Source organism: Catellatospora coxensis (genome assembly GCF_016862635.1).
Taxonomy (GTDB): domain Bacteria; phylum Actinomycetota; class Actinomycetes; order Mycobacteriales; family Micromonosporaceae; genus Catellatospora; species Catellatospora coxensis.
The window spans coordinates 72,101-92,935 of record NZ_BONI01000005.1; the positions used below are offsets into that span (position 1 = coordinate 72,101).

Genomic DNA, 20,835 nt, shown 5'->3' on the forward strand with positions numbered 1-20,835 from the left:
GGCCGCGGTGTGCGGGCCCGCGGTCCGCGTCGGCGTCGCGGACCGCGGGCCGGTTCTCGACCCGCCGGGGACGGCGGCGGTCAGCTCGCCCAGACCTCGAACTCGGAGAGCTGCCCGGCGGGCCAGCCGGTGTTGGCGGTGAAGTTCAGCCGCACGTACCGGGTGGAGGTCGCCGGGAAGGTGATGGTCACCGTGTTGCCCGAGGACGGGTTGAACGTGTGTCCGGCCGAGTTCACGATCGTGCTGAACGTCGAGCCGTTGGCGCTGCCCTGCACGGACAGCGTCTGGGTGCGGCTGGCCCAGGCAGCGGGCGGCGGCAGCTTGAGCACGATGCGGCTGACCGTGGTCGCCGCGCCGAGGTCGACCTGCAGCCACTGCGGGAACGCGTTGTTGGCGCTCTCCCAGTACGAGTCGGCGTTGCCGTCGACGGTGTTGCCCGGCCCGTAGTTCTGGGTGTAGCTGCTGGCCTGGGTGGGCTTGTTGCGGGCCAGGTTGGACGCCGGGGCGGCGCTGGTGGTGGCGGTGGCCGTGTTCGACGGGGCGGAGGTGTTGCCGGCCGCGTCCTGGGCGGTGACGGTGAAGCTGTACGTCGTCGACGGGCTCAGCCCGGTGACGGTGTACGACGTCCCGGTCGCGCCCGCCACCACGTTGCCCGCCTGGCGCACCTGGTATCCGGTGACGCCGACGTTGTCGGTGGACGCCTGCCAGGACAGCGACACGCTGTTGGCGGTCTGCCCGGTGACGGTGAGGTTGCCCGGGGCGCTCGGGGCCTGCGTGTCGTTCTGCGGCGGCTGCGCCGTGCCGTACACCTCGAACCCGGAGCACTGCGCCGCCGGCCACCCCGTGTTCCCGCTGATGGTGAGCCGCACGTAGCGGGCCGTGGCCGCGGTGAAGTTCAGCGTGACGGTGTTGCCGGCGGCCGGGTTGAACACCACGCCGGCGGAGTTGACCAGCGTGCCGAACGTCGAGCCGTTGGTGCTGCCCTGCACGGACAGCGTCTGGGTGCGGGTCTCCCAGCCCGCGGGCAGCCTGAGCACGATGCGGCTGACCGTGGCGGCCGCGCCGAGGTCGACCTGCAGCCACTGCGGGAACGCGTTGTTGACGCTCTCCCAGTACGTCGCCTGGTTGCCGTCGACCGCGTTGGCGGGCACGAAGTTGCCGTTGGTGCTGCTGGCCGAGGTGGGCTTGCTGCGCGCGAGGTCGGTCTCGACGGGCGGCTGCCCGCCGACGACCGGCTGCGTCGGCCGGATCGCGGTGAGCGCGAGCTGCCCCTTGAGCATGCGGCCGCCGTCGGCGGTGATGCGCAGGTAGTAGTCCGACGAGCAGACCGTGCCGTCCTCGTCGAGGGTGACGATGCCGGAGTTGGTCGGCACCTGCGAGGCGTTCTCGGCCGTCTTGGCGATCTGGTTACCCTCGTTGTACTCGTCGAACATCGACACGTACAGGCCCTGCGCGCCGACGCGGATCATGTTGTACAGGTGCCGCCAGTAGAAGTCGCCGTGGAAGCGGTGGCGCGAGGACAGGTCGCCCGGCATCACACACGGCTGGTAGTCGATGCCCCGGTTGTTGCACTCGGCCTGGTCGGGCACGTTGACGTTGGTGTAGAACCAGTCCAGGCCCGCGACGTCGCCGGTGCGGCCGACCATCCACGGCGAGATCATGTGGAACGCCGTGTACACGTCGAAGAAGCCGGGCCGGGAGTCGTTGATCCCCTGCCGCCAGTACGTCGGGACGCCGCCGATGACGTAGCAGCCCTGGGCCTTGAACCAGTTCAGCACCTCCAGGCACGCGGCGGGCGCGAACGGGCGGCCCGGGTCGTTGAAGCCGAAGCCCCAGATGCAGACGACCGGCTTGCCGTTCTGCCGGGCGTACGCCGGGGACGACGTGTACGCCGACATCTTCGTGGTCCAGTCGGTCTTCAGCTCCGACTGCATGTTCGTCCAGTTGGTGACGTCGTACATGATGTAGAACTTGCGCCCGTACGCCTCCGCGGCCGTGCGGACCTTCGCGGCCATCGCGTCGCGGGTCGGGCCCTCGCCGCCGAACGGGTTGAACCGCTGCAGCGCCGCGGTGTCGCAGCCGTGCTGCTGCATCCACTGGAAGTGCAGGTTCACCGTGGACTGGTCGTAGGACGAGAACAGCTTCGCGGGCTGGCCGCTGCCCAGGTTCGCGTACGCGGTCTGGTACTGGGCGGGGTAGTCGCGCATGTCCGGCCAGGACACGATCGCGTTGTTGCTCGGCGAGGGCGGCTGGCCCCAGTTGTTGCTCCAGTGCCACCAGCCGTTGATCGGGGCCCCGTCGCCGGTGCAGGCGAACCACCCCTGGTAGCCGACCGAGATCTTGCCGACGACGTCGCCGGGCGGGCTGGCCGCCGCGGCCGGGCTCGCCGCCGTGAGCCCTCCTGCGATGGCGCCGCCGGTCGCGGCGAGCGCCGACCCGGACGCCACGGAGGTGACGAACCTCCGCCGGGATACTGCCATGACGCACTCCCTTCCTCCGTCGCCGGACATCGGATGTCCGGCAGCGAACGGCGGTGAGCGGGACCGCATCCCCGGGCGGGGATTGGCAAAACCCTATGCCCGTGTCGGAGGCACGGCAAGATGTCGACGGAAACAATTCCAAAACCGACTCGCAACATCACTGTTTGCCACGGGAGCCCATGCAATCGCTTGCACACGGACGAGTCATCGGGTCAGTGCGCGCGCCACCTCGGCCGCCGGGTACGGCACGTCGGTCGCACCGTCGAACAGCCGCCAGTAGAAGTCGTTCATCACCGCGGCCACCGGCGCGTGCCTGACGATCATGTCGGCCAGTTCGGGCGCGACGCCGCCCGGACGCCTGCCACCGGCGCACTCGCGGATGTAGGCGTTGCGCTCGACAGGCCCGCCCTGGTCGGGCACGGGCACACCGACGACCCGGTGTACCAGCCAGTTCACCAGGATCATCCGGACGTACGCGGCGTCGTGGGTGGCGTGGTGGGCCAGGAACGCCGACTCCCGCGGCGACAGCGCGAACCGGGACGACACCGCCAGCCCGAAGTCGCAGAAGTAGACCTGGCGGCCATCGGTCAGCAGGTTGCGCAGGTGCGCGTCGAAGTGGTGCAGGTCGTGCGCCCCCAGGAACTCGACCCCGCCGAGCAGGCCCTGCTCCATCATCCGACAGGCGGCGACCAGCTCGTCGCCACCGGCCGCCACCGGCCCGGCCAGCCAGTCGCCGAGCTGTTGTGGAAGGTGTTCGAGGAACAGGACCAGGCTCGCCGAGGCCGCCGCCAGCGCCTCCAGCCGCTCGCGGACCGCCGGGTCGCCACCCAGGAACGTGACCGTGGCGTCGATGTCGGCGTGTTCGGCGGGAACGGCTGGGGCGCCGGGGAGCACCCGCCAGTGGTACATCAGCGGGAACCCCGTGCTGCGCCCGGCCAGCACCCAGTTGGTCGCGAGGATGTTCGCGGCCAGCTCGCGCCAGGCCCCGAAGCCGGGCGAGACGATGCCGTACTGGCAGTGCGGGGGCAGCCCGTGCAGGTTGGCGGTGGAGCGCACATGCTCGGGACGGCGCTCCAGGTCGGTCAGCGGGATGCGTTTGACGAAGACGGCCGACCCGCCCACGTCGAGCCGCGCCGTGAGGCCGCCGATGCCCGCGCCGACGACCTGGGCCGCAGCCAGCCGGTCGGCGAGTTCGGCATCGCTGAGCAGCGCGAGCGCGGCCGAGGCGGTGTAGTGGCGGGCCAGCCGCGCGCCGTACGCCAGGCCGTCGTCTCGCATGGTGGTCCTCCCGTCGTCGTGACGGGAGACTACCCGCAGTTGATCATTCGCGCTCGTCGGCGAAGGTCAGCCCGCGCTCGGCGAGCGCCTCGCGCAGGATGCGGATCGCCTTCGGGCCGACCCCGTGCAGGTCGAGCAGGTCTTTCTTGGTCAGCCGGGAGATCGCGGTCAGCGTGGTGTGACCCGCCAGGTCGAGGGCTCGGTTCGCCGGCGCGCTGATCTTCGGGATCTCGTCGCCCGCCGCTGTGCTCATGGCACCGATCGTAGATCAGGGCCCCGACACGACCTGGCCCGGAGATGATGGAGGGCGTGGAGACCATGGCCGCATGGGAGGTCGCCGCGCCAGGGCCGATCGCGGCCCGGCCGCTGCGGGCGGTGCGCCGGCCGGTGCCCGAGCCGGGCGCGGACGAGCTGCTGGTACGCGTACGCGCCTGCGCGGTGTGCCGGACCGACCTGCACGTCGCGGAGGGCGACCTGCCTCCGCATCTCAGCCCGGTGGTCCCCGGTCACCAGGTCGTCGGCGAGGTCGTCGCGCACGGCGACGCCGTCACCGGGTGGGCGGCCGGTGACCGCGCCGGGATCGCCTGGCTGCGCCACACCGACCAGACCTGCGTGTACTGCCGCCGCGGCCAGGAGAACCTGTGCCCGGCCTCCCGCTACACGGGCTGGGACGCCGACGGCGGCTACGCCGAGTACGCCACCGTGCCCGCCGACTACGCCTACCGGCTGCCGGCCGGGTACGACGACGCGCATCTCGCGCCGCTGCTGTGCGCGGGCATCATCGGCTACCGCGCACTGCGCCGGGCCGAGCTGCCGCCCGGCGGCACGCTGGGCATCTACGGCTTCGGCTCGTCGGCGCACCTGACCGCGCAGGTCGCGATCGCCCAGGGCGCGACGGTGTACGTGATGACCCGCTCACCCGCCGCCCGCGAGCTGGGCCTGAGCCTGGGCGCGGCGTGGGCGGGCGGCGCGGACGAGCCGCCGCCGGTGCCGCTGGACGCGGCGATCCTGTTCGCGCCGGTCGGCGACCTGGTGCCACCGGCGCTGTCCGCCCTGGACCGGGGCGGCACCCTGGCGATCGCGGGCATCCACCTCACCGACATCCCGGTGCTGGACTACGAGCGGCACCTGTTCGAGGAGCGGCAGCTGCGCAGCGTCGCCGCGAACACCCGCGACGACGGGCGCGAGTTCCTGGCCCTGGCCGCGGCGCACCCCCTACAGGTGGCGGTGACGCCGTACCCGCTGGGCCGGGCCGACGAGGCGCTCGCGGATCTGGCGGGCGACCGGGTCGAGGGCGCGGCGGTACTCGTACCGTGAAGTATAGATTTTGCTTGAGCATGTAAATTTCTTGCACATTTTAGATCTCGTTCCTACGCTGACGCGTGTGTCAGACGTGATCGCACAAGCCACGGGGCTCGTCAAGACCTACCCGCCGCGGGACAAGCGTTCCGCCCCCTTCACCGCCGTCGACGGCATCGACTTCACCCTCCAGCGAGGCGAGGCCTTCGGCTTCCTCGGCCCGAACGGCGCCGGCAAGTCCTCGACCATGCGGATGATCGCCTGCGTCTCCCCGCCCACCGCGGGCACGCTGCGCGTGCTCGGCCTGGACCCGGCCACCGACGGCCGCCGCATCCGCGCCCGGCTCGGCGTCGTGCCGCAGGACGACGCCCTCGACAGCGAACTCAGCGTCCGCGAGAACCTGCTCATCTACGGCCGCTACTTCGGACTGTCCACCCGTCTCATCGACGAGCGCGCCACCCAGCTGCTGGACTTCGCGCAGCTGACCGACAAGGCCGCCGAACGCGTCGACGCGCTGTCGGGCGGCATGCGCCGCCGCCTCACCATCGCCCGCTCGCTGATCAACGAGCCGGAGCTGCTGCTGCTCGACGAACCCACCACCGGCCTGGACCCGCAGGCCCGGCACGTGCTGTGGGACCGGCTGTTCCGGCTCAAGCAGCAGGGCGTCACCCTGGTGCTGACCACGCATTACATGGACGAGGCCGAGCAGCTGTGCGACCGGCTCGTGGTGATGGACGGCGGGAAGATCGTCGCCCAGGGCTCCCCCGCCGAGCTGATCGCCAAGCACGCCACCCGCGAGGTCCTCGAACTGCGCTTCGGCATCGGCGAGCAGGCCGCCGCGGTCGAGAAGCTGCGCCAGGCCCGCACCGGCGACCGCATCGAGGAGCTGCCCGACCGGCTGCTGTGGTACACCGCCGAAGGAGACGCCGCGCTGGCCGCCGCGCACGCCCTCGGCCTGACGCCGGTGACCGCGCTGGTGCGCCGGGCGAGCCTGGAGGACGTGTTCCTCGCCCTGACCGGCCGGACGCTGGTCGACTGATGACGACCGCCACCGCGTCGCCGGGCATGGCCCTGCGCTTCTACCGCTACTGCTGGCTGCACTACCGGCGCAACTGGAAGGGCACCATCGTCATCAGCGTGGCCAACCCGCTGCTGTTCCTGGTCGCCATCGGCGCCGGCCTGGGCGCTGTGGTCGGCTCGCACGTCGAAGCCCTCGGCGGCGTCAGCTACCTGGCGTTCTTCGCCCCCGGCATGCTCGCCGCCGCGTCCATGCAGAACGGCATGATCGAGTCCGCGTTCCCGGTCAGCTACCAGCGCATGCCCGGCCGGGCGTACCCGGTCGCCGTGTCCACGCCGCTGGAACCCGTCGACGTGCTGCACGGGCACGCACTGTTCATGGCCGTGAAGATCGCCATCGGCGCGGCCGCGTTCTGCGCGGTGATGTTCGCGTTCGGGGTCGCCGCGTCGCCGCTGGCCGTGCTGGCGCTGCCCGCGGCCGTGCTCACCGGGTTCGCGTTCGCGATGCCGGTCGCCGCCTGGGCGGTCACCCTGCCCGACGTACGCCCGGTGCAGACCCTGTTCAAGTGGGTGGTCATGCCGCTGTACCTGTTCTCGGGCACCTTCTTCGCCACCACCCAGCTGCCCGAGGCGGTGCAGCACCTGGTCGCGCTCACCCCGCTGTGGCACGGCGTCGAACTGTGCCGCACCCTCACCCTCGGCACCGCGACCTGGGCCGGCAGCCTGACCCACACCGCGTACCTGACCGCCCTGGCACTCGTGGGCTACGTCGTGGCCCGGCGCAACTACCACCGCCACCTGCACCCGTGAAAGGACCACTGATGCCCGCAGCGCACCTGATCGTCCTGCGGCACCTGTGGGTGCTGCGCAAAGGGCGGCCGTGGAACCTCGCCGTCAACGGCGTCTTCGAGCCGTTCCTCTACCTGATGTCGATCGGCGTCGGCATCGGACAGCTCATCGACGGCGACGGCGGCGCGATCGCCTACGCCGCGTACGTCGCCCCGGCGCTGCTGGCCACCTCGGCCATGAACAGCGCGATCAGCGAGACCACCGGGTCGGTGTGGTGGCGGCTGCGGTTCGAGAAGTTCTACGACGCCATCGTCACCACCCCGCTGACCGTGCGCGACATCGCCCACGGCGAGATCGCCGCGTCGGTGCTGCGCAGCACCCTGTCCGCGGTCTGCTTCCTGCTCGTGATCACCGGGTTCGGGATGGTCCACTCGTGGTGGGCGCTGCTGGCGCTACCCGCCTGCGTGCTCGTCGCGTACGCCTTCTCGGCCGCCGGCATGGCCGCGATCACCGTCATCCGCGAGTTCCACCACCAGCAGTACCTGCAGCTGGTCATGCTCCCGATGTTCCTGTTCGCGACGACGTTCTACCCGCTGTCGGTCTACCCGCAGGTGCTCCGGCCCGTCGTCGCCGCCCTGCCCCTCTACCAGAGCATCGAACTCCTGCGCGGCCTCACCACCGGCAACCTGCACCCCGGCATGCTCGTCGCCGTCGGCTACCTGCTCGCCATGGCCGCCCTCGGCTCCTGGCTCGCCACCCGCCGCCTGTCCCGCCTCCTGCTGCCCTGAGAGAAAGGAAGGGCACCTTCACAACGCTCCGCGTTGTAGAAGGTGCCCTTCCAAACCCCGCAACGTGCGCAGGCTGCGCTTGTAACCAGACATCGACGGGACTAACATCTCTGCCGGGAGCAGGGCACGCTACCGCGTTATGGGCGAAACGGATGCACCGGGCACGCATCCGCGCCAGGCAGGTCAGGCGTCGACTCCGTCATTCCACCGCATCGGGCCGCGACGATCAGCGCGCCCGCTGACGGCGACCACTCCGGCACCTGCCTGAACCCCCGATCTCCGTGCCGGGCGTGCGCCCGGTCCACACCCATCCTCGGGAGAGGCAACATGCCCACACGTACCCGACGGCGGATCGCGGTGCTCGCCGCCGCCATCGTCGCCGTCCTGACCGCGGGCGTCGTGACCGCGGTCAGCGCCCAGGCGGCCGCCGGCTGCCGCGTCGACTACGCCGTCACCAACCAGTGGGGCGGCGGCTTCGGCGCCAACGTCACCATCACCAACCTCGGCGACCCGGTCACCAACTGGACCCTGACCTGGTCCTTCACCGCCGGTCAGGCCGTCACGCAACTCTGGAACGGCAGCTTCACCCAGTCCGGCGCGAACGTGTCCGTCACCGACGCCGGTTACAACGGCCCCATCGCCACCAACGCCGGCACCGCGTTCGGCTTCAACGCCTCCTGGAACAACACGTCCAACCCGGCCCCGGCGAGCTTCGCCCTCAACGGCACCACCTGCACCGGCGCACCCGCGCCGACCTCGGCCGCGCCGTCGCCGTCCGTGTCGGCCTCCCCGCGCCCGTCGGCCTCACCCTCGGTGTCGCCACCGCCCTCGCCGAGCCCGTCGCCGTCCGGCCCGCCGCCGTCCGGGGCCAAGCAGATGGAGGACCTGAACCGAGGGCTGGTCAGCGTCCGCTCCGGCAGCGGCAACCTGGTCTCCTGGCGGCTGCTGGGCACCGAGTCCTACAGCACCGGCTTCAACGTGTACAGGGGCGGCACGAAGGTGAACTCCGCGCCGATCACGAACTCGACCAACTACCTGGACAGCGGGGCCGCCGCCGACGCGTCGTACACCGTGCGCGCCGTCGTCAACGGCGCCGAGCAGGGCGCCTCGGAGGCGTCGCTGCGCTTCACCGGCGGCAACTACCTCGACGTGCCGATCTCCGCGCCCGCGAGCGGCTACTCCGCCAACGACGCCTCCGTCGGCGACCTCGACGGCGACGGCCAGTACGAGATCGTGCTGAAGTGGGACCCCGACAACGCCAAGGACAACTCCCAGTCCGGCGTCACCGGCAACGTCTACGTCGACGCGTACCGGCTCAACGGCACCCGCATGTGGCGCATCGACCTGGGCCGCAACATCCGGGCCGGGGCGCACTACACCCAGTTCCAGGTGTACGACTACGACGGCGACGGCCGCGCCGAGGTCGCCATGAAGACCGCCGACGCGACCCGTGACGGCGTCGGCACCGTCATCGGCAATGCGAGCGCCGACTACCGCAACTCCAGCGGCTACATCCTGACCGGGCCCGAATACCTCACCATGTTCAACGGCCTGAACGGCGCGGCCCTGTCCACGGTGAACTACGAGCCGGCCCGCGGCACCGTCTCGTCCTGGGGCGACAGCTACGGCAACCGCGTCGACCGCTTCCTGGCCGGCACGGCGTACCTCGACGGCGCTCGGCCGTCGCTGATCATGTCGCGGGGCTACTACACCCGTACCGTGATCGTGGCCTGGGACTTCCGCAACGGCTCGCTGACCCGGCGCTGGACGTTCGACTCCAACAGCGCCGGCAGCGCGTACGCCGGGCAGGGCAACCACCAGCTGTCCATCGGCGACGTCGACGCCGACGGCCGCGACGAGATCATCTTCGGCGCGATGACGATCAACGACAACGGCACCCCGCTGTGGAACACCGGCCGCGGCCACGGCGACGCCCTGCACGTCGGCGACCTGGTACCCGGCCGCGCCGGGCTGGAGGTCTTCAAGGTCAGCGAGTCGACCAGCCAGCCCGGCTCCTGGCTCGCCGACGCGCGTACCGGCCAGGTGCTGTGGTCCACCGCTTCCGGCGCGGACAACGGCCGCGGCGTCGCCGGGGACATCTGGGCGGGCAGCCCCGGCGCGGAAGCCTGGTCGGCGTCCGACACCACCTTGCGCAACACCGCCAACGGCGCATCCCTCGGCCGTGAACCCAGCTCGATCAACTTCCTGGTCTGGTGGGACGGCGACCCGGTCCGGGAGCTGCTCGACCAGACCAGGATCGACAAGTACGGCACCGGCGGCGACACCCGCCTGCTCACCGCCAGCGGCGTCGCCTCCAACAACGGCACCAAGGCGACCCCGGCCCTGTCCGGCGACCTGTTCGGCGACTGGCGCGAGGAGGTCATCTGGCGTACCAGCGACAACACGGCGCTGCGCATCTACGCCACCACCAACACCACCGACCGCCGCATCCACACCCTGATGCACGACCCGATGTACCGCGTCGCCATCGCGTGGCAGAACACCGCCTACAACCAGCCGCCCCACCCGAGCTTCTTCATCGGCGACGCCATGCCCACCCCACCCTCCCCCAACATCTACCTCCGCTGACAAAGGAAGGGCACCTTCACATCGCAATACGTAGAGGAAGGTGCCCTTCCCATCAGCTCGGGCTCGTGGCCTGCGGTGATCGGCCAGTCACGTCCGGACCTGCCTCGTCTGCCGACGAGGTGCGGAAGAGCGGGGTGCACAGCGCGGTCGCCGCCGTGGCCGTGCACAGCGCGCCCGCCGCGATCAGGGTCGCCGCCGAGCCGTAGCCCGCGGCCGCCGCGGTCAGCGCCGCAGCGCCCAGCGGCGTCAGGGCCGAATGCAGGGTCCAGAACGCCGAGGTGACCCGGCCGAGCAGCGGCGCCGGGGTCACCTCCTGCCGCAGCGACATCGACGCGATGCCGGCCACCGCGCTGCAGCCGAGCACGGCGGTCGCCGCGGCGGCCACCACCGGCACCCGCCCGGCCAGCCCGATGCCGGCCATGGCGACCCCGCACAGCGCCCACGCCCCGGTCCACGTCGGCGCGAAGCCGTACCGCCGCCGCAGCCGGGTCACCGCGACCGACCCCAGCAGCGTGCCCACGATGCCGACCGCGAGCACGTACCCGACGGTGCCGTCGCTCTGGCCGAGGTCGTGTTTCAGGCGGTAGATCACCACATCGGTGAGGCCGAAGGTGAGGCTGCTCAGGACGGTCAGCAGCACCGTCATCGGGCGCAGGATCGGATGCCCCGCGATGAACCGCGCCCCGGCCAGCAGCACGTCCATCGGCCGGTCGCCCTCCGGACCCGTGGCTGCGGTGACGGGCCGCAGGCGAAGGAGGAGCAGCACCGCCGCGGACACCGCGAAGGTGGCCGCGTCGACCGCGATCGCCGTGGTCGGGCCGAACCGGCCGGAGAGCAGGCCGGCCAGGGCCGGGCCGACCAGGTACGCCGTGGCGGACGCGGCGAACAGCCGGCTGTTGGCGCGGGTGATCTGGTCGGCGGGCACCAGGCCGGGCACGACGGTCACGTGCGCGACCCGGAACACCATCCCGAAGGCGCTGGCCAGGGGCAGCACGAGGTAGAGCAGCCAGGGCCGCGGCCCGGCGAGCCAGACCAGCGGGATGCTCCCGTACAGCAGCAGCCTGGCCAGGTCGCACCCGACGAGCAGGCGTCTGCGGTCGAACCGGTCCACGACGACTCCGGCGAACACACCGGTGACCAGCGTCGCGGCGCCGCCGAGCGCGGTGACCACGCCCATCTGGGCGACCGAGCCGGTGGCGTGCAGGACGAGCAGCGGGATCGCGACATAGGAGAACGAGTCTCCGAGCGCGGACAGTGTCTGCGCCACGAGCAGCGGCCACAGCCCGCGCCGCCGCGCGGGTGGCGTGCTCGCCTCTGCCGCTGTCAGCGCCGCCTCCCCCGCCGGTCCGTCGCCGTCAACGTACCCGAGGGGCCTGTCGCTTGACATTGGATGATCGATGGCATTAGGCGAGCGGCCGGGATACGGGCACGCCTGCGGCACCGACCGAGCCACTCCGGACACCTGCTGTGCATATTGGGGCAAACGTGGCACACCCGCGGGGCATGTCGTAGTCGATTAGTCACACAGCGTCACGCTACGGTGGCCAGGCTCTGACAACCGACACCCACAAGGAGTGCGCGTGAAAACTCGCATCGGTATGCGACGCTGGCTGACGGCGCTGCTGGCAGTGCCCCTGGTCGCGGTCATCGCCGCGGTCACGCCGGGATCGGCGTCCGCGGAGGGCGACGGCGACGGCGACGGCGACGGCCGGAACCGGGACCACTGGGGTGTGATCACCCGCAACACGATCGGGTCCCCCGTCGCCGACCTGCGCAACGGACCGTTCGGCTCGTTCGGCGTGACGGGCCCTCAGGCGCGGCCGCCGTACGGCCAGGGCAGCCTCGGCATCCACGTGGCGGTCATCTCCGGCACGACCCCGTTCGCCGAGAAGGTCGACTTCGGCAACGAGGTCGACTTCTTCGGCAAGCCGGTGTCCGGGCTGACCCGCGTCGGCTTCCACGTCTTCCAGACCGGCGAGAACATCTCGTACGGCGGCGCGGCGAACCTGCCCGGCATCAGGTTCGAGATCGACCCGAACCTGGCCGCGAACGCGACCACGTACTCCTCGCTGGTATGGGTGCCGGCCGCGCTGCCGTCGACGTCGACGAACCGGTGGAGCCCGTTCATCGACGCGACCCAGAACGGCACCTGGTTCCTCACCGGCGCCGCCGGCACGGTGACCGGCTGCAACCTCACCACCCAGTGCTCCTTCGCCGATGTGAAGACCAGGCTCGACGCCGACGGCGGCGACCCGGCGACCATCTACACCGCCGCGGTGGGCAAGGGCCGCGACTTCATGTGGATCGGGGCCGTCGACGGTCTGCGGATCAACGAGAACCTGTACGACTTCGAGCCGTCGGGCGTCAGGACACGCCGGACTCCCTGACTTGAGCACGTATCGCGGCGGCCCGGCCAGGCGTCCGACAGGACACGGCCGGGCCGCCTCGGCGACTCAGGAGGAAAGTGCCTGCCACCAGGGGTCGAGAGCGGGCGGGGCGGTGACGTCGACCCGCTCGCCGGGGCGGGGCACCGCGAGGTTGACGTCGCGGGCCTTGGCCTCGGCCCAGAGCCGGTCGACGGGCTCCGCCCACGGGTGCAGGGCCAGGTTGAAGGTGGCCCAGTGCACCGGGATCAGCAGGTCGCCGCGCAGGTCCAGGTGGGCGGCGACGGCCTCCTCGGGGAACATGTGGATCTCGGGCCAGCCCTTGTCGTACGCGCCGATCTGCATCAGCGTGGCGTCGAACGGCCCGTGGCGCTCGCCGATCTCGGCGTAGCCGTCGAAGTAGCCGGAGTCACCGGTGTAGAAGACGCGGCGCTGCTCGCCCGCGATCACCCAGGAGCTCCACAGGGTGCCGTTGCGGCGCAGGGTGCGGCCGGAGAAGTGGCGGGCCTCGGTGGCGGTCAGGGTCAGCCCGGCGACGTCGGCGCTCTCCTCCCAGTCCAGCTCGATGATCCGGTGCTCGGGCACGCCCCAGCGCTCCAGGTGCGCGCCCACGCCCAGCGGCACCAGGAACGGGGCCTGCTGGCTGCGGGTCAGCGCCTGCACGGTGGGCATGTCGAGGTGGTCGTAGTGGTCGTGCGAGATGACGATCGCGTCGATCCGCGGCAGGTCGGCCAGCGCCACCGGCATCGGGTGCAGCCGCTTCGGGCCGATCCCGGGGGTCGGCGAGCACCGGTCGCTCCACACCGGGTCGAGCAGCACCCGCGCACCCTCGATCTCGACCAGCACGGTCGCGTGGCCGTACCAGGTCAGGTGCAGACCGTCGGCGGACGTCGCCGCCTCGCCGGTGACCAGGGGCACCGGGGCGCTGGGCCGGCGGCGCTCGCCCCCGGTGAGGAACTCGCGCACGCTGGGGCGGCTCTCGCCGCCGACCATGGTGCGGGTGGGCGTGCTGTTGCGGAAGGAGCCGTCGCGGAAGTGCGGCGACCGGCGTACCCGCTCGGCGCGGGCTCCGCTGGGGGTCGCGCCCAGTGCGGCGAGGATGGCGGGCATCTCGGTGTCCTTAGTGGTCGGTGGTCGGTCAGACGGGGAAGGTGACGCCGGTGAGCTGGAGCGACTCCTGCCACAGGCGGCGCTGGGCGAGCTTGTCGTGCGAGCGGGAGTGGGAGCCGACGCGCTTCGGGAAGCCCTTGACCTCGCCGATACCGTCCGGTCCGTAGTATTCCCCGCCGCGCGCGAACGGGTCGGTCGCCGCGCGCAGGGTCGGCAGCGCGCCGCGCTCGGCGCTCTGGGTGACCAGCGGTTCGAACAGCGGGTAGAGGAACCGGATCAGCGGCGGCGAGTTGCGGACGAGTTCGGTGCCGGCGCCGCCCGGGTGCGCCGCGACGGCGGCCGTGTTCGCGCCGGCGACGTCCAGGCGGCGCTGCAGCTCGTAGGTGAACATCAGGTTGGCCAGCTTCGACGCGCCGTAGGCGCGGTGGCGGCCGTAGGCGCGCTCGGACTGCAGGTCGTCGAAGTCGATCCGGCCGCTGCGGTGGCCCATGCTGCTGATTGTCACGACGCGGGAGCCGACGACGGGCAGCAGCCGGTCGAGCACCAGCCCGGTGAAGGCGAAGTGGCCGAGGTGGTTGGTGCCGAACTGCAGCTCGAACCCGTCGGCGGTGAGGCTGCGCGGGGTCCACATCACGCCCGCGTTGTTGACCAGGAGGTCGATCTCGGGGTGGCGCTCGCGCAGCTCGGCGGCGGCGTCCCGGATCGAGGCGAGCGAGGACAGGTCCAGGCGCAGGAACTCGGCGCGGGCACCGGGGACCGCCGTGGCGAGCCGGGCGAGCGCGTCGTCGGCGCGCTCAGGGTTGCGGCAGGCGAGCACCACGGTGGCGCCGCGGGCGGCGAGGACCTTGGCGGCCTCGTACCCGATGCCGGTGTTGGCGCCGGTGATCACGGCGACGCGGCCTGCCTGGTCGGGCACGTCCGTGGCGGTCCAGCGGCCCGCCCTGGTGGCTGTGGCGTTCATGGCGTCTCCTCGGAGTGCATATAATCGGAACGTGCGCCCCACTTACTATACGGAACGTGCGCCCCGTTTTGCCAGTGACCCAGGTCTCCCCCGGCGGGAAGGGCGATGACCGGCAACACGCGGCCGCTGCGCGCCGACGCCCGGCGCAACCGCGCCAAGGTGCTGCAGACCGCCTACGAGGTGTTCGCGGCCGAAGGCCTCGCCGTGCCCATCGACGAGATCGCCCGGCGGGCCGGGGTCGGCGCGGGCACCGTCTACCGGCACTTCCCCACCAAGGAGGCGCTGTACCAGGCGATCGTGGTGGACCGGGTGGAGCACCTGGTCGGCCAGGCCCGTGAACTCGCCGCGACCACGGGCCCGGGCGAGGCGTTCTTCGCCTTCTTCGACCTGATGACCTCCGCCGGGGCGACCGACAAGGGCCTGGTCGACGCGCTGGCCGGCGAGGGCTTCGACATCGAGGCCGTGATGCCCGAGCACGAGCAGGCGTTCAAGGACGCGATGCGCGACCTGCTGATGCGCGCACAGGCCGTGGGCGCGGTCCGTGCCGACGTCACGGTCGCCGACGTCAAGACCTTGATGGTCGGCTGCCAGGCCATGCAGCGCTACGGCGGCGACGCCGCACCGGAACGCGTGCTGGAGGTCGTCCGGGAAGGGCTGCGTCCGGCCCGCTGATCCTCCGGCCGGTCACGACCTCGACGCGAGCCGTCGTCAGAAGTCGTCGTCGTCCCCGCGGGAGAACTCGCGCACCGGCAGCGGCGGATCCGGCTCGGTCACCCAGCCTGCCAGCAGCACCAATCCCGACGGCCGGTGCCGCACCACAAACCCGAACGGCCGGTCGAACTCGACCGCGACGTCGTCGCGCCACTGGTCCGGCAGGCCGCCGCCCAGCATGATGTCGAACCGCGTCGCCGCCGCGGCCTCGAAACCCTCGGCCGTGAACGACGCGGTCAGCTCCTGCCGGGCGGCGCCCACCGCGAGCGCCGTGTCGCTCATCCGCGGCAGGCGCTGCCGGTCCGGGCGGGCCACCGCGAGCAGCCCGAACAGCTCGCCATCGGCCAGCAGGTCATGTCCGCGCGAGACGGTGAAACGGGGCACCGAGGCGATCAGCACGGGCGCGGTGCGAGCATCGTTCGACTCCAGCCGCAGTCCCGGTGCATCGGCGTCGGTGAGCTGGGAGCCGAGCCGGCGCGGACCTCCCGCGTCCGGCGCGGTGATGCCGGCCGCGAGCACCGTGCCGGCGGGCACGTCGGCTTCGCCGAGCACCAGGTCGACCGTGATGTCCGCGACGCCGTCCACCGACAGCACGGTCACCTGCCCGTGCTCGGTCTCGTACACGGCCAGCCGGTCCCGGTCCTCGGTCCACCGGTGCAGCCAGGCGAACTGCCGTTGCGCCCACGGACCATCCGCGATGCCCTGCGTGCCGTCCAGGAACGGCTTCTCCCAGCGCGTCCGTACCGTCAACACCATCGCCAGCACCAGCAGCGTGTCCGGGTCGAGCGGCATGGACACGCCGTCCAGCAGCCCTTCGGTGTGCTTTCGCACCCACGCGTCGAAAACGTCCCCACCCGCCAGCACCTCTACCGTGTCGGCCGGGACGGTTTGGAGCCACTCGTCGTGCAGTCGCAGCACGCGGTGAACCCACAGGCCCAGCGCCGCGTGCGTCCCGGTCGCCGAGCGCAGCAGATCCAGCAGTTCGGTCGCGGCCTCCACGGCCGGGGCCGCGGGCATCCCGAGGGCCTGCTCCAGCTCCGCCCGCTCGGCGCCCTCGGCGGCCGACGCCAGGTAAGCCAGCAACGGCCACACCCCCGCACCGGACAGCACTGTCGGCTCGCCGTCACCGATCGTCGCCGCCCACCGGGCTGTCAGCATGTTCGACCGCGTCACCGCATCCTTGAGCACGGAGGTCAGGCTACGGCCCGCCCCCACATCCACAACCGAATTCACCGGCCGACGACGCGGGCCCGCCGCTACTCTGGCCGCGGCAGGGCTCGGCTGATGATCAGACAACCGCCGGGCTGGTATCGGGGAAGCGGGGCATACGTGACCGAGCGGATCTACTGGAACCCCCTGCCGATGCTGGCCACCGCCGAGGGCGCACCGTTCGGCAAGAACCCGCTGGGCACGCTGAAGGTGCTGCCGCCGATGCGGGAGATCTTCCGGGGCACCTGGGAGACGCGTAACTGGCGCAACGTCCCCGGCCCCTTCTACGGCGCGGACACCGACACGTGCGAGACCGGCCGGATGGACGCCCCGGACCTGGTCCTCTACGACGATGACGGGGGCGAGTTCGTCTACCGGCAGCCGACCGACCCGGCCGAGGTCTACCGGCTGCTGCTCGCGGCCACGGCCGAGACCTTCTGCGGGTACGCGGCCGACGGGGATGAGCACTGGACTCCGGCCGAGGTGCGCCAGTGGTGGCGCGACCGCGACCGTGTCCTCGAATGGATCCGCCATACCCGCGCGACGTGGGACGGCGATCACCAGGACATGCTCAAGGGTCTGGCCGAGTTCGAGCAGCACATGGAATACGACCTGGAGGACTACCTGCGGCGGTACTCGTTCTGGCTCGACAACCGGCGGCCGAGCCGACTCGGGGAGACACTGCCCGACCTGTGACGCGGGCGGGATAGGTTCGGCTGATGAATGACTACGAGCACGTCGACGCCGGTGGGGTGCGGCTGGCGTACCGGGTGTGGGGCGAGCCGGACGCGCCTGCCGTGGTGCTGCTGCACGGGATCGGCGGCGGCGGGCCGGGCGACTGGGACACCGTCGCGGAGGGGCTGGCCGACCGGTGGCGGGTGTACGCCGTCGACCAGCGTGGCCACGGGCGCGGCGAGCGCACTTCCGGGTATGCGATCGACCTGCTCGTGGCCGATGTGGCCGGGCTGCTGGACGCGCTCGGGCTCAAACGGGTCGCCCTGGTCGGGCACTCCCTGGGCGGCGTGGTCGCGTACCTGTTCGCGGCGCGCTTCCCCGAGCGGGTCGCCGCGCTGGTGGTGGAGGACGCGGGCCTGATGTACCCGCGCACCCCGGTGCCGCCGCAAAGGCCCGAGGGTGAGCTGTCGTTCGACTGGGACGCGGTGCTGGCGCTGCGTTCGCAGATCGACGAGCCCGATCCGCGCTGGCGCGACGAGGCCCGCGGCATCACCGTGCCGACGCTGCTGGTCTCCGGCGGCCCGGCCAGCTACGTGCGCCAGGAGACCATCGCCGAGCTGGCCCGGGCGCTGCCGCACGGCGAGCTGACCGTCATCGACGCCGGGCACATGGTGCACCAGGACCGGCCGGCCGAGTTCGTCGCCGCCGTGCGGCGGTTCCTCACTTCCCGTACGTGACGTAGTCCTGGTCGCTGTCGGGCGGGCTGCCGATGCGGCAGATCCGGCCGTACTTGGCCAGCACGAGGCGGCCGTCGCGGGCGTCGGACTCGTCGTCGAACAGGTGCAGCACGTTGTCGTCGTTCTTGACGCGCCAGCCCTGGCCGCCGCCCATGTCGTTGACCTGCAGGTTGCCCCGGTCGTACGAGGAGCAGATCTCATCCTCGCCGGAGATCGTGGTGCGCTTGCCGGACGAGTCGCGCCAGTAGTCGAAGATGTACGCGTTGGCGTCCTCGCGGCCGTTGCCGCGACCGATGAAGCAGTGCCGCTTGTACCGCTGCGCGAGCGCGAGGGCCTGGTCGCCCATGACCTCGCCGGGGCCGCCGTGCACCCTAGCGACGATCTTCGAGCCGTCCATGACCTGGTGGATGCCGGCCGCGTACTGCACGGTCAGGTTGTTCGGGTTGTAGGACACGCAGTCGGCCGGCGACGGCCAGGACGCCGCGGCGGGCGACGGCCGGGCCGAGGTGCGCGCCGGAGACGGGGCGGCCGACGGGGACTCGGCCGCGGCGCTCGGGCTGACCACGGTGTCGAAGGTGGGCGCGGCGGACGGGTCGCCCTTGTCGGAGCCGCAGGCGGTGCCGGCGGCCAGCACGCAGAGGGCGGCGAGCAGAAGGCGAGGGGTACGGCGCATGCGGGCAGCGTAGGGCCCGCGCGCCGTACCCCTCTGTCGGTTAACCGTCTCCGCCCCCGGATCGCCGCCTATCCGACACCGCGATCAGTTCATATGGGCGATCTGGATCAGGTTGCCGCAGGTGTCGTCGAAGACGGCCGTGGTGACCACGCCCATCTCCAGCGGCGGCTGGGTGAACACGACGCCGAGCTTGGTGAGCCGCTCGTACTCGGCGTTGACGTCGGGCACGGCGAACGAGGTGTACGGGATGCCGTCGTCGACCAGGGCCTCCTTGAACGGCTTGGCCGCCGGATGCTGGTCGGGCTCCAGGGACAGCTCGACGCCGTCGGGGTCCTCGGGCGAGACGACGGTGAGCCAGCGGTACTCCCCGGCCGGGAACTCGGTCTTCTTCACGAAGCCGAGCACGTCGGTGTAGAAGGCGAGCGCTTTGTCCTGATCGTCGACCATGATGCTCATGACGTTGATCCTCATGGGTTCTCCTGTGGTTTCGTCCTGATCCACCGCTCGGCGATCTGCTCGAGCGGGCTGGTGTCGATGGTGTGGAACTTGTAGCGCCCCTCGCGGCGCGTACGCACCAGGCCGGCGGCCTCCAGCAGCTCCAGGTGCTGGGAGACGGCCTGCCGCGAGGAGGTGACCTGGTATTTGGTGGTCAGCCGGACGCAGATCTCGAACAGCGTCTGGTCGTCGCGTTCGGCCAGCTCGTCGAGGATGTGCCGCCGGGTCGGGTCGGCCAGCGCCTTGAAGACATCACCCACGTCAACCACTATAGGCAAGTGACAGCTTGCCTATCAAGCCGACCCGCGGCGGCGATCCCGCCACCCGGCCGCCGGGTCGGATAGGTTGCCGGGATGGTGACCTTCGAGCCCGGTGAGCTGGTCTGCGTACGCCACTTCCAGAACCGGCAGATCGGCGGGCTGTACCCGATGCGGGCGGTCCGCCACGACGAGCGCGGCCTGCTGCTGTGGTGCACCCGCGGCACGTACGGCTGGCATCTCAACCGGCTCGACGACCTGACCATGGCGCAGGTGCCGCTCGCCGAGTGGGTCACCGGGCCGAAACGGCCGATGCCGTTCGTGGCCCGGCACGGCGTGCTGTCCTGGCACCCGGCGGGCGCGGACTACTCGATCCGCTGGTTCTTCGCCGACGACGGGCGCTTCCGCAACTGGTACGCGAACCTGGAGCGCCCCGGCGTCGCCTGGCGCGACGACCGGCTCGCCGGCCTGGACACCGCCGACTGGGACCTCGACCTGTGGATCGAGGCCGACCGCAGCTGGCGCTGGAAGGACGAGGACCTGTTCGCCGAGCGCCTGACCCAGCCGGAGCACTACTGGGTCGAGGACGAGGCCCGGGTGCGCCGGGCCGGGCAGGAGGTCGTCGGCCTGGTCGAGGCCGGGGTGTTCCCGTTCGACGGGACGTGGTGCGACTTCCGCCCCGAGCCGGGCTGGGGACCGGACGTCGCCGACGAGCCGCCGCCCGGCTGGGACCGCCCACGGAGCTGGTGACCGGCGGGTGGCGCGGCAGCCGTACCCTCCGATAGACCATCGGCTATGGGAAGGACGGCAGTGGCGAAGAACGAGGACGAGAACCGGTTCTTCATCCCCGTGCTCTTGATCATCGGGCTGCTGCTGTGCTGCGGCACCCCGGCCTACGTCGGCTACCGGATGTGGGCCGACCCGAAGACGAAGGCCGGCATGGAGCAGGCCGCCACGGAGTACCTCGACGCGCTGCGCGACGGCGACTACCCGGCCGCTTACGCGCTGGCGTGCGACAGCGAGCGGGAGAAGTACCCGCTGGCCGAGTGGACGACCTACCACGACGAGCCGGACATCGCGAGCTACCGCATCACCGAGGTCGCGATCGTGGACCAGTCGGAGGGTCCGACGCTGTACCACGTGCGGGCCGAGCTGCGTTACGCCGACGGCAAGACCGCGCTGTGGCACTACAACATGGCGGACGAGAGCGGCGGCTGGCGCGTCTGCTACAACACCTGGGTCGATCCGAAGACGGGCTGACCGGATGCCGCCGCTGGCGCGAGCCGGTCAGGTCCTGCACTTTCCGGGAAACCGCACGAATCAGCTCTCCGATTGCTGCAGTTTCCCCGAAACTGCGGCACACGCCACGGAGCGCGGCGGCGG

General features: G+C 71.5%; 21 protein-coding genes. 11 read left to right on the forward strand and 10 right to left on the reverse strand.

Features of this window, described 5'->3' with window-relative positions; genetic code table 11:
- Window positions 1-80: 80 nt before the first annotated feature.
- From Cco03nite_RS04030 to Cco03nite_RS04040, 3 genes are all read right to left on the reverse strand, one after another.
- Window positions 81-2,480, reverse strand: coding sequence for a discoidin domain-containing protein (locus tag Cco03nite_RS04030; RefSeq protein WP_203688652.1), 2,400 nt, complete (start codon window positions 2,478-2,480; stop codon window positions 81-83).
- Between the two features lie 204 nt (window positions 2,481-2,684).
- A complete protein-coding gene (locus Cco03nite_RS04035) occupies window positions 2,685-3,758 on the reverse strand; it encodes a protein kinase family protein (protein WP_203688654.1) in 1,074 nt (357 codons plus the stop codon).
- 43 nt (window positions 3,759-3,801) lie between these two features.
- The gene (locus tag Cco03nite_RS04040) at window positions 3,802-4,011 is read right to left on the reverse strand and encodes a helix-hairpin-helix domain-containing protein (protein WP_203688656.1); all 210 of its coding nucleotides are present in this window, start codon (window positions 4,009-4,011) and stop codon (window positions 3,802-3,804) included.
- A 65-nt stretch (window positions 4,012-4,076) separates the two neighbouring features.
- On the opposite strand from Cco03nite_RS04040, the gene Cco03nite_RS04045 reads away from it, so the two are divergent.
- From Cco03nite_RS04045 to Cco03nite_RS04065, 5 genes are all read left to right on the forward strand, one after another.
- On the forward strand, window positions 4,077-5,075 hold the full coding sequence (locus tag Cco03nite_RS04045; protein WP_239167113.1) for a zinc-dependent alcohol dehydrogenase family protein: 999 nt from the start codon (window positions 4,077-4,079) through the stop codon (window positions 5,073-5,075).
- Window positions 5,076-5,142: 67 nt separating this feature from the next.
- Window positions 5,143-6,096 (forward strand): ABC transporter ATP-binding protein, encoded by a 954-nt coding sequence (locus Cco03nite_RS04050; RefSeq protein WP_373314209.1) that lies wholly within the window; start codon window positions 5,143-5,145, stop codon window positions 6,094-6,096.
- Window positions 6,096-6,884 (forward strand): ABC transporter permease, encoded by a 789-nt coding sequence (locus Cco03nite_RS04055; protein WP_203688660.1) that lies wholly within the window; start codon window positions 6,096-6,098, stop codon window positions 6,882-6,884. Before Cco03nite_RS04050 ends, Cco03nite_RS04055 begins: the two co-directional genes overlap by 1 nt.
- An 11-nt stretch (window positions 6,885-6,895) precedes the next feature.
- The gene (locus Cco03nite_RS04060; RefSeq protein WP_203688662.1) at window positions 6,896-7,651 is read left to right on the forward strand and encodes an ABC transporter permease; all 756 of its coding nucleotides are present in this window, start codon (window positions 6,896-6,898) and stop codon (window positions 7,649-7,651) included.
- A gap of 327 nt (window positions 7,652-7,978) precedes the next feature.
- Complete coding sequence (locus tag Cco03nite_RS04065; protein ID WP_203688664.1) at window positions 7,979-10,240, forward strand: rhamnogalacturonan lyase family protein; 2,262 nt, start codon at window positions 7,979-7,981, stop codon at window positions 10,238-10,240.
- Between the two features lie 52 nt (window positions 10,241-10,292).
- Here the strand turns inward: Cco03nite_RS04065 and Cco03nite_RS04070 are convergent, their stop codons facing one another.
- Complete coding sequence (locus Cco03nite_RS04070; protein WP_203688666.1) at window positions 10,293-11,627, reverse strand: MFS transporter; 1,335 nt, start codon at window positions 11,625-11,627, stop codon at window positions 10,293-10,295.
- Between the two features lie 193 nt (window positions 11,628-11,820).
- Here Cco03nite_RS04070 and Cco03nite_RS04075 point away from each other — a divergent pair, with 193 nt between their 5' ends.
- Window positions 11,821-12,627: a hypothetical protein gene (locus Cco03nite_RS04075; RefSeq protein ID WP_203688668.1), complete on the forward strand. Its 807-nt coding sequence runs from the start codon at window positions 11,821-11,823 to the stop codon at window positions 12,625-12,627.
- A gap of 66 nt (window positions 12,628-12,693) precedes the next feature.
- Here Cco03nite_RS04075 and Cco03nite_RS04080 read toward each other — a convergent pair whose 3' ends face one another.
- Window positions 12,694-13,734: an MBL fold metallo-hydrolase gene (locus Cco03nite_RS04080; protein ID WP_203688670.1), complete on the reverse strand. Its 1,041-nt coding sequence runs from the start codon at window positions 13,732-13,734 to the stop codon at window positions 12,694-12,696.
- Between the two features lie 28 nt (window positions 13,735-13,762).
- Window positions 13,763-14,695, reverse strand: coding sequence for an SDR family NAD(P)-dependent oxidoreductase (locus Cco03nite_RS04085; RefSeq protein ID WP_203688672.1), 933 nt, complete (start codon window positions 14,693-14,695; stop codon window positions 13,763-13,765).
- Window positions 14,696-14,800: 105 nt separating this feature from the next.
- On the opposite strand from Cco03nite_RS04085, the gene Cco03nite_RS04090 reads away from it, so the two are divergent.
- Window positions 14,801-15,367: a TetR/AcrR family transcriptional regulator gene (locus Cco03nite_RS04090; protein WP_239167093.1), complete on the forward strand. Its 567-nt coding sequence runs from the start codon at window positions 14,801-14,803 to the stop codon at window positions 15,365-15,367.
- A 36-nt stretch (window positions 15,368-15,403) separates the two neighbouring features.
- Here Cco03nite_RS04090 and Cco03nite_RS04095 read toward each other — a convergent pair whose 3' ends face one another.
- Window positions 15,404-16,594 carry a serpin family protein gene (locus tag Cco03nite_RS04095; RefSeq protein ID WP_203688674.1) on the reverse strand — a complete coding sequence of 397 codons (1,191 nt, stop codon included), beginning with the start codon at window positions 16,592-16,594 and terminating at the stop codon, window positions 15,404-15,406.
- Window positions 16,595-16,735: 141 nt separating this feature from the next.
- Between Cco03nite_RS04095 and Cco03nite_RS04100 the strand changes: the two genes are divergently transcribed.
- Together Cco03nite_RS04100 and Cco03nite_RS04105 are read left to right on the forward strand one after the other, a co-directional pair.
- Window positions 16,736-17,311 (forward strand): ferredoxin, encoded by a 576-nt coding sequence (locus tag Cco03nite_RS04100; protein ID WP_203688676.1) that lies wholly within the window; start codon window positions 16,736-16,738, stop codon window positions 17,309-17,311.
- 23 nt (window positions 17,312-17,334) lie between these two features.
- On the forward strand, window positions 17,335-18,027 hold the full coding sequence (locus Cco03nite_RS04105) for an alpha/beta fold hydrolase (protein ID WP_203688678.1): 693 nt from the start codon (window positions 17,335-17,337) through the stop codon (window positions 18,025-18,027).
- On the opposite strand, the gene Cco03nite_RS04110 is transcribed toward Cco03nite_RS04105, so the two are convergent.
- The 3 genes from Cco03nite_RS04110 to Cco03nite_RS04120 all read right to left on the reverse strand — a co-directional run bounded on the left by Cco03nite_RS04110 (window position 18,011) and on the right by Cco03nite_RS04120 (window position 19,464).
- Window positions 18,011-18,700 (reverse strand): hypothetical protein, encoded by a 690-nt coding sequence (locus tag Cco03nite_RS04110; RefSeq protein WP_203688680.1) that lies wholly within the window; start codon window positions 18,698-18,700, stop codon window positions 18,011-18,013. The genes Cco03nite_RS04105 and Cco03nite_RS04110 overlap by 17 nt on opposite strands.
- A gap of 84 nt (window positions 18,701-18,784) precedes the next feature.
- Window positions 18,785-19,171 carry a VOC family protein gene (locus tag Cco03nite_RS04115; protein ID WP_203688682.1) on the reverse strand — a complete coding sequence of 129 codons (387 nt, stop codon included), beginning with the start codon at window positions 19,169-19,171 and terminating at the stop codon, window positions 18,785-18,787.
- Window positions 19,168-19,464: an ArsR/SmtB family transcription factor gene (locus tag Cco03nite_RS04120; protein ID WP_239167094.1), complete on the reverse strand. Its 297-nt coding sequence runs from the start codon at window positions 19,462-19,464 to the stop codon at window positions 19,168-19,170. The genes Cco03nite_RS04115 and Cco03nite_RS04120 overlap by 4 nt, the downstream gene beginning before the upstream one ends.
- A gap of 84 nt (window positions 19,465-19,548) precedes the next feature.
- On the opposite strand from Cco03nite_RS04120, the gene Cco03nite_RS04125 reads away from it, so the two are divergent.
- Window positions 19,549-20,202 (forward strand): ribonuclease FAU-1 family protein, encoded by a 654-nt coding sequence (locus Cco03nite_RS04125; RefSeq protein WP_373314210.1) that lies wholly within the window; start codon window positions 19,549-19,551, stop codon window positions 20,200-20,202.
- Between the two features lie 45 nt (window positions 20,203-20,247).
- The gene (locus Cco03nite_RS04130) at window positions 20,248-20,712 is read left to right on the forward strand and encodes an Rv0361 family membrane protein (RefSeq protein WP_203688684.1); all 465 of its coding nucleotides are present in this window, start codon (window positions 20,248-20,250) and stop codon (window positions 20,710-20,712) included.
- Window positions 20,713-20,835 lie beyond the last annotated feature (123 nt).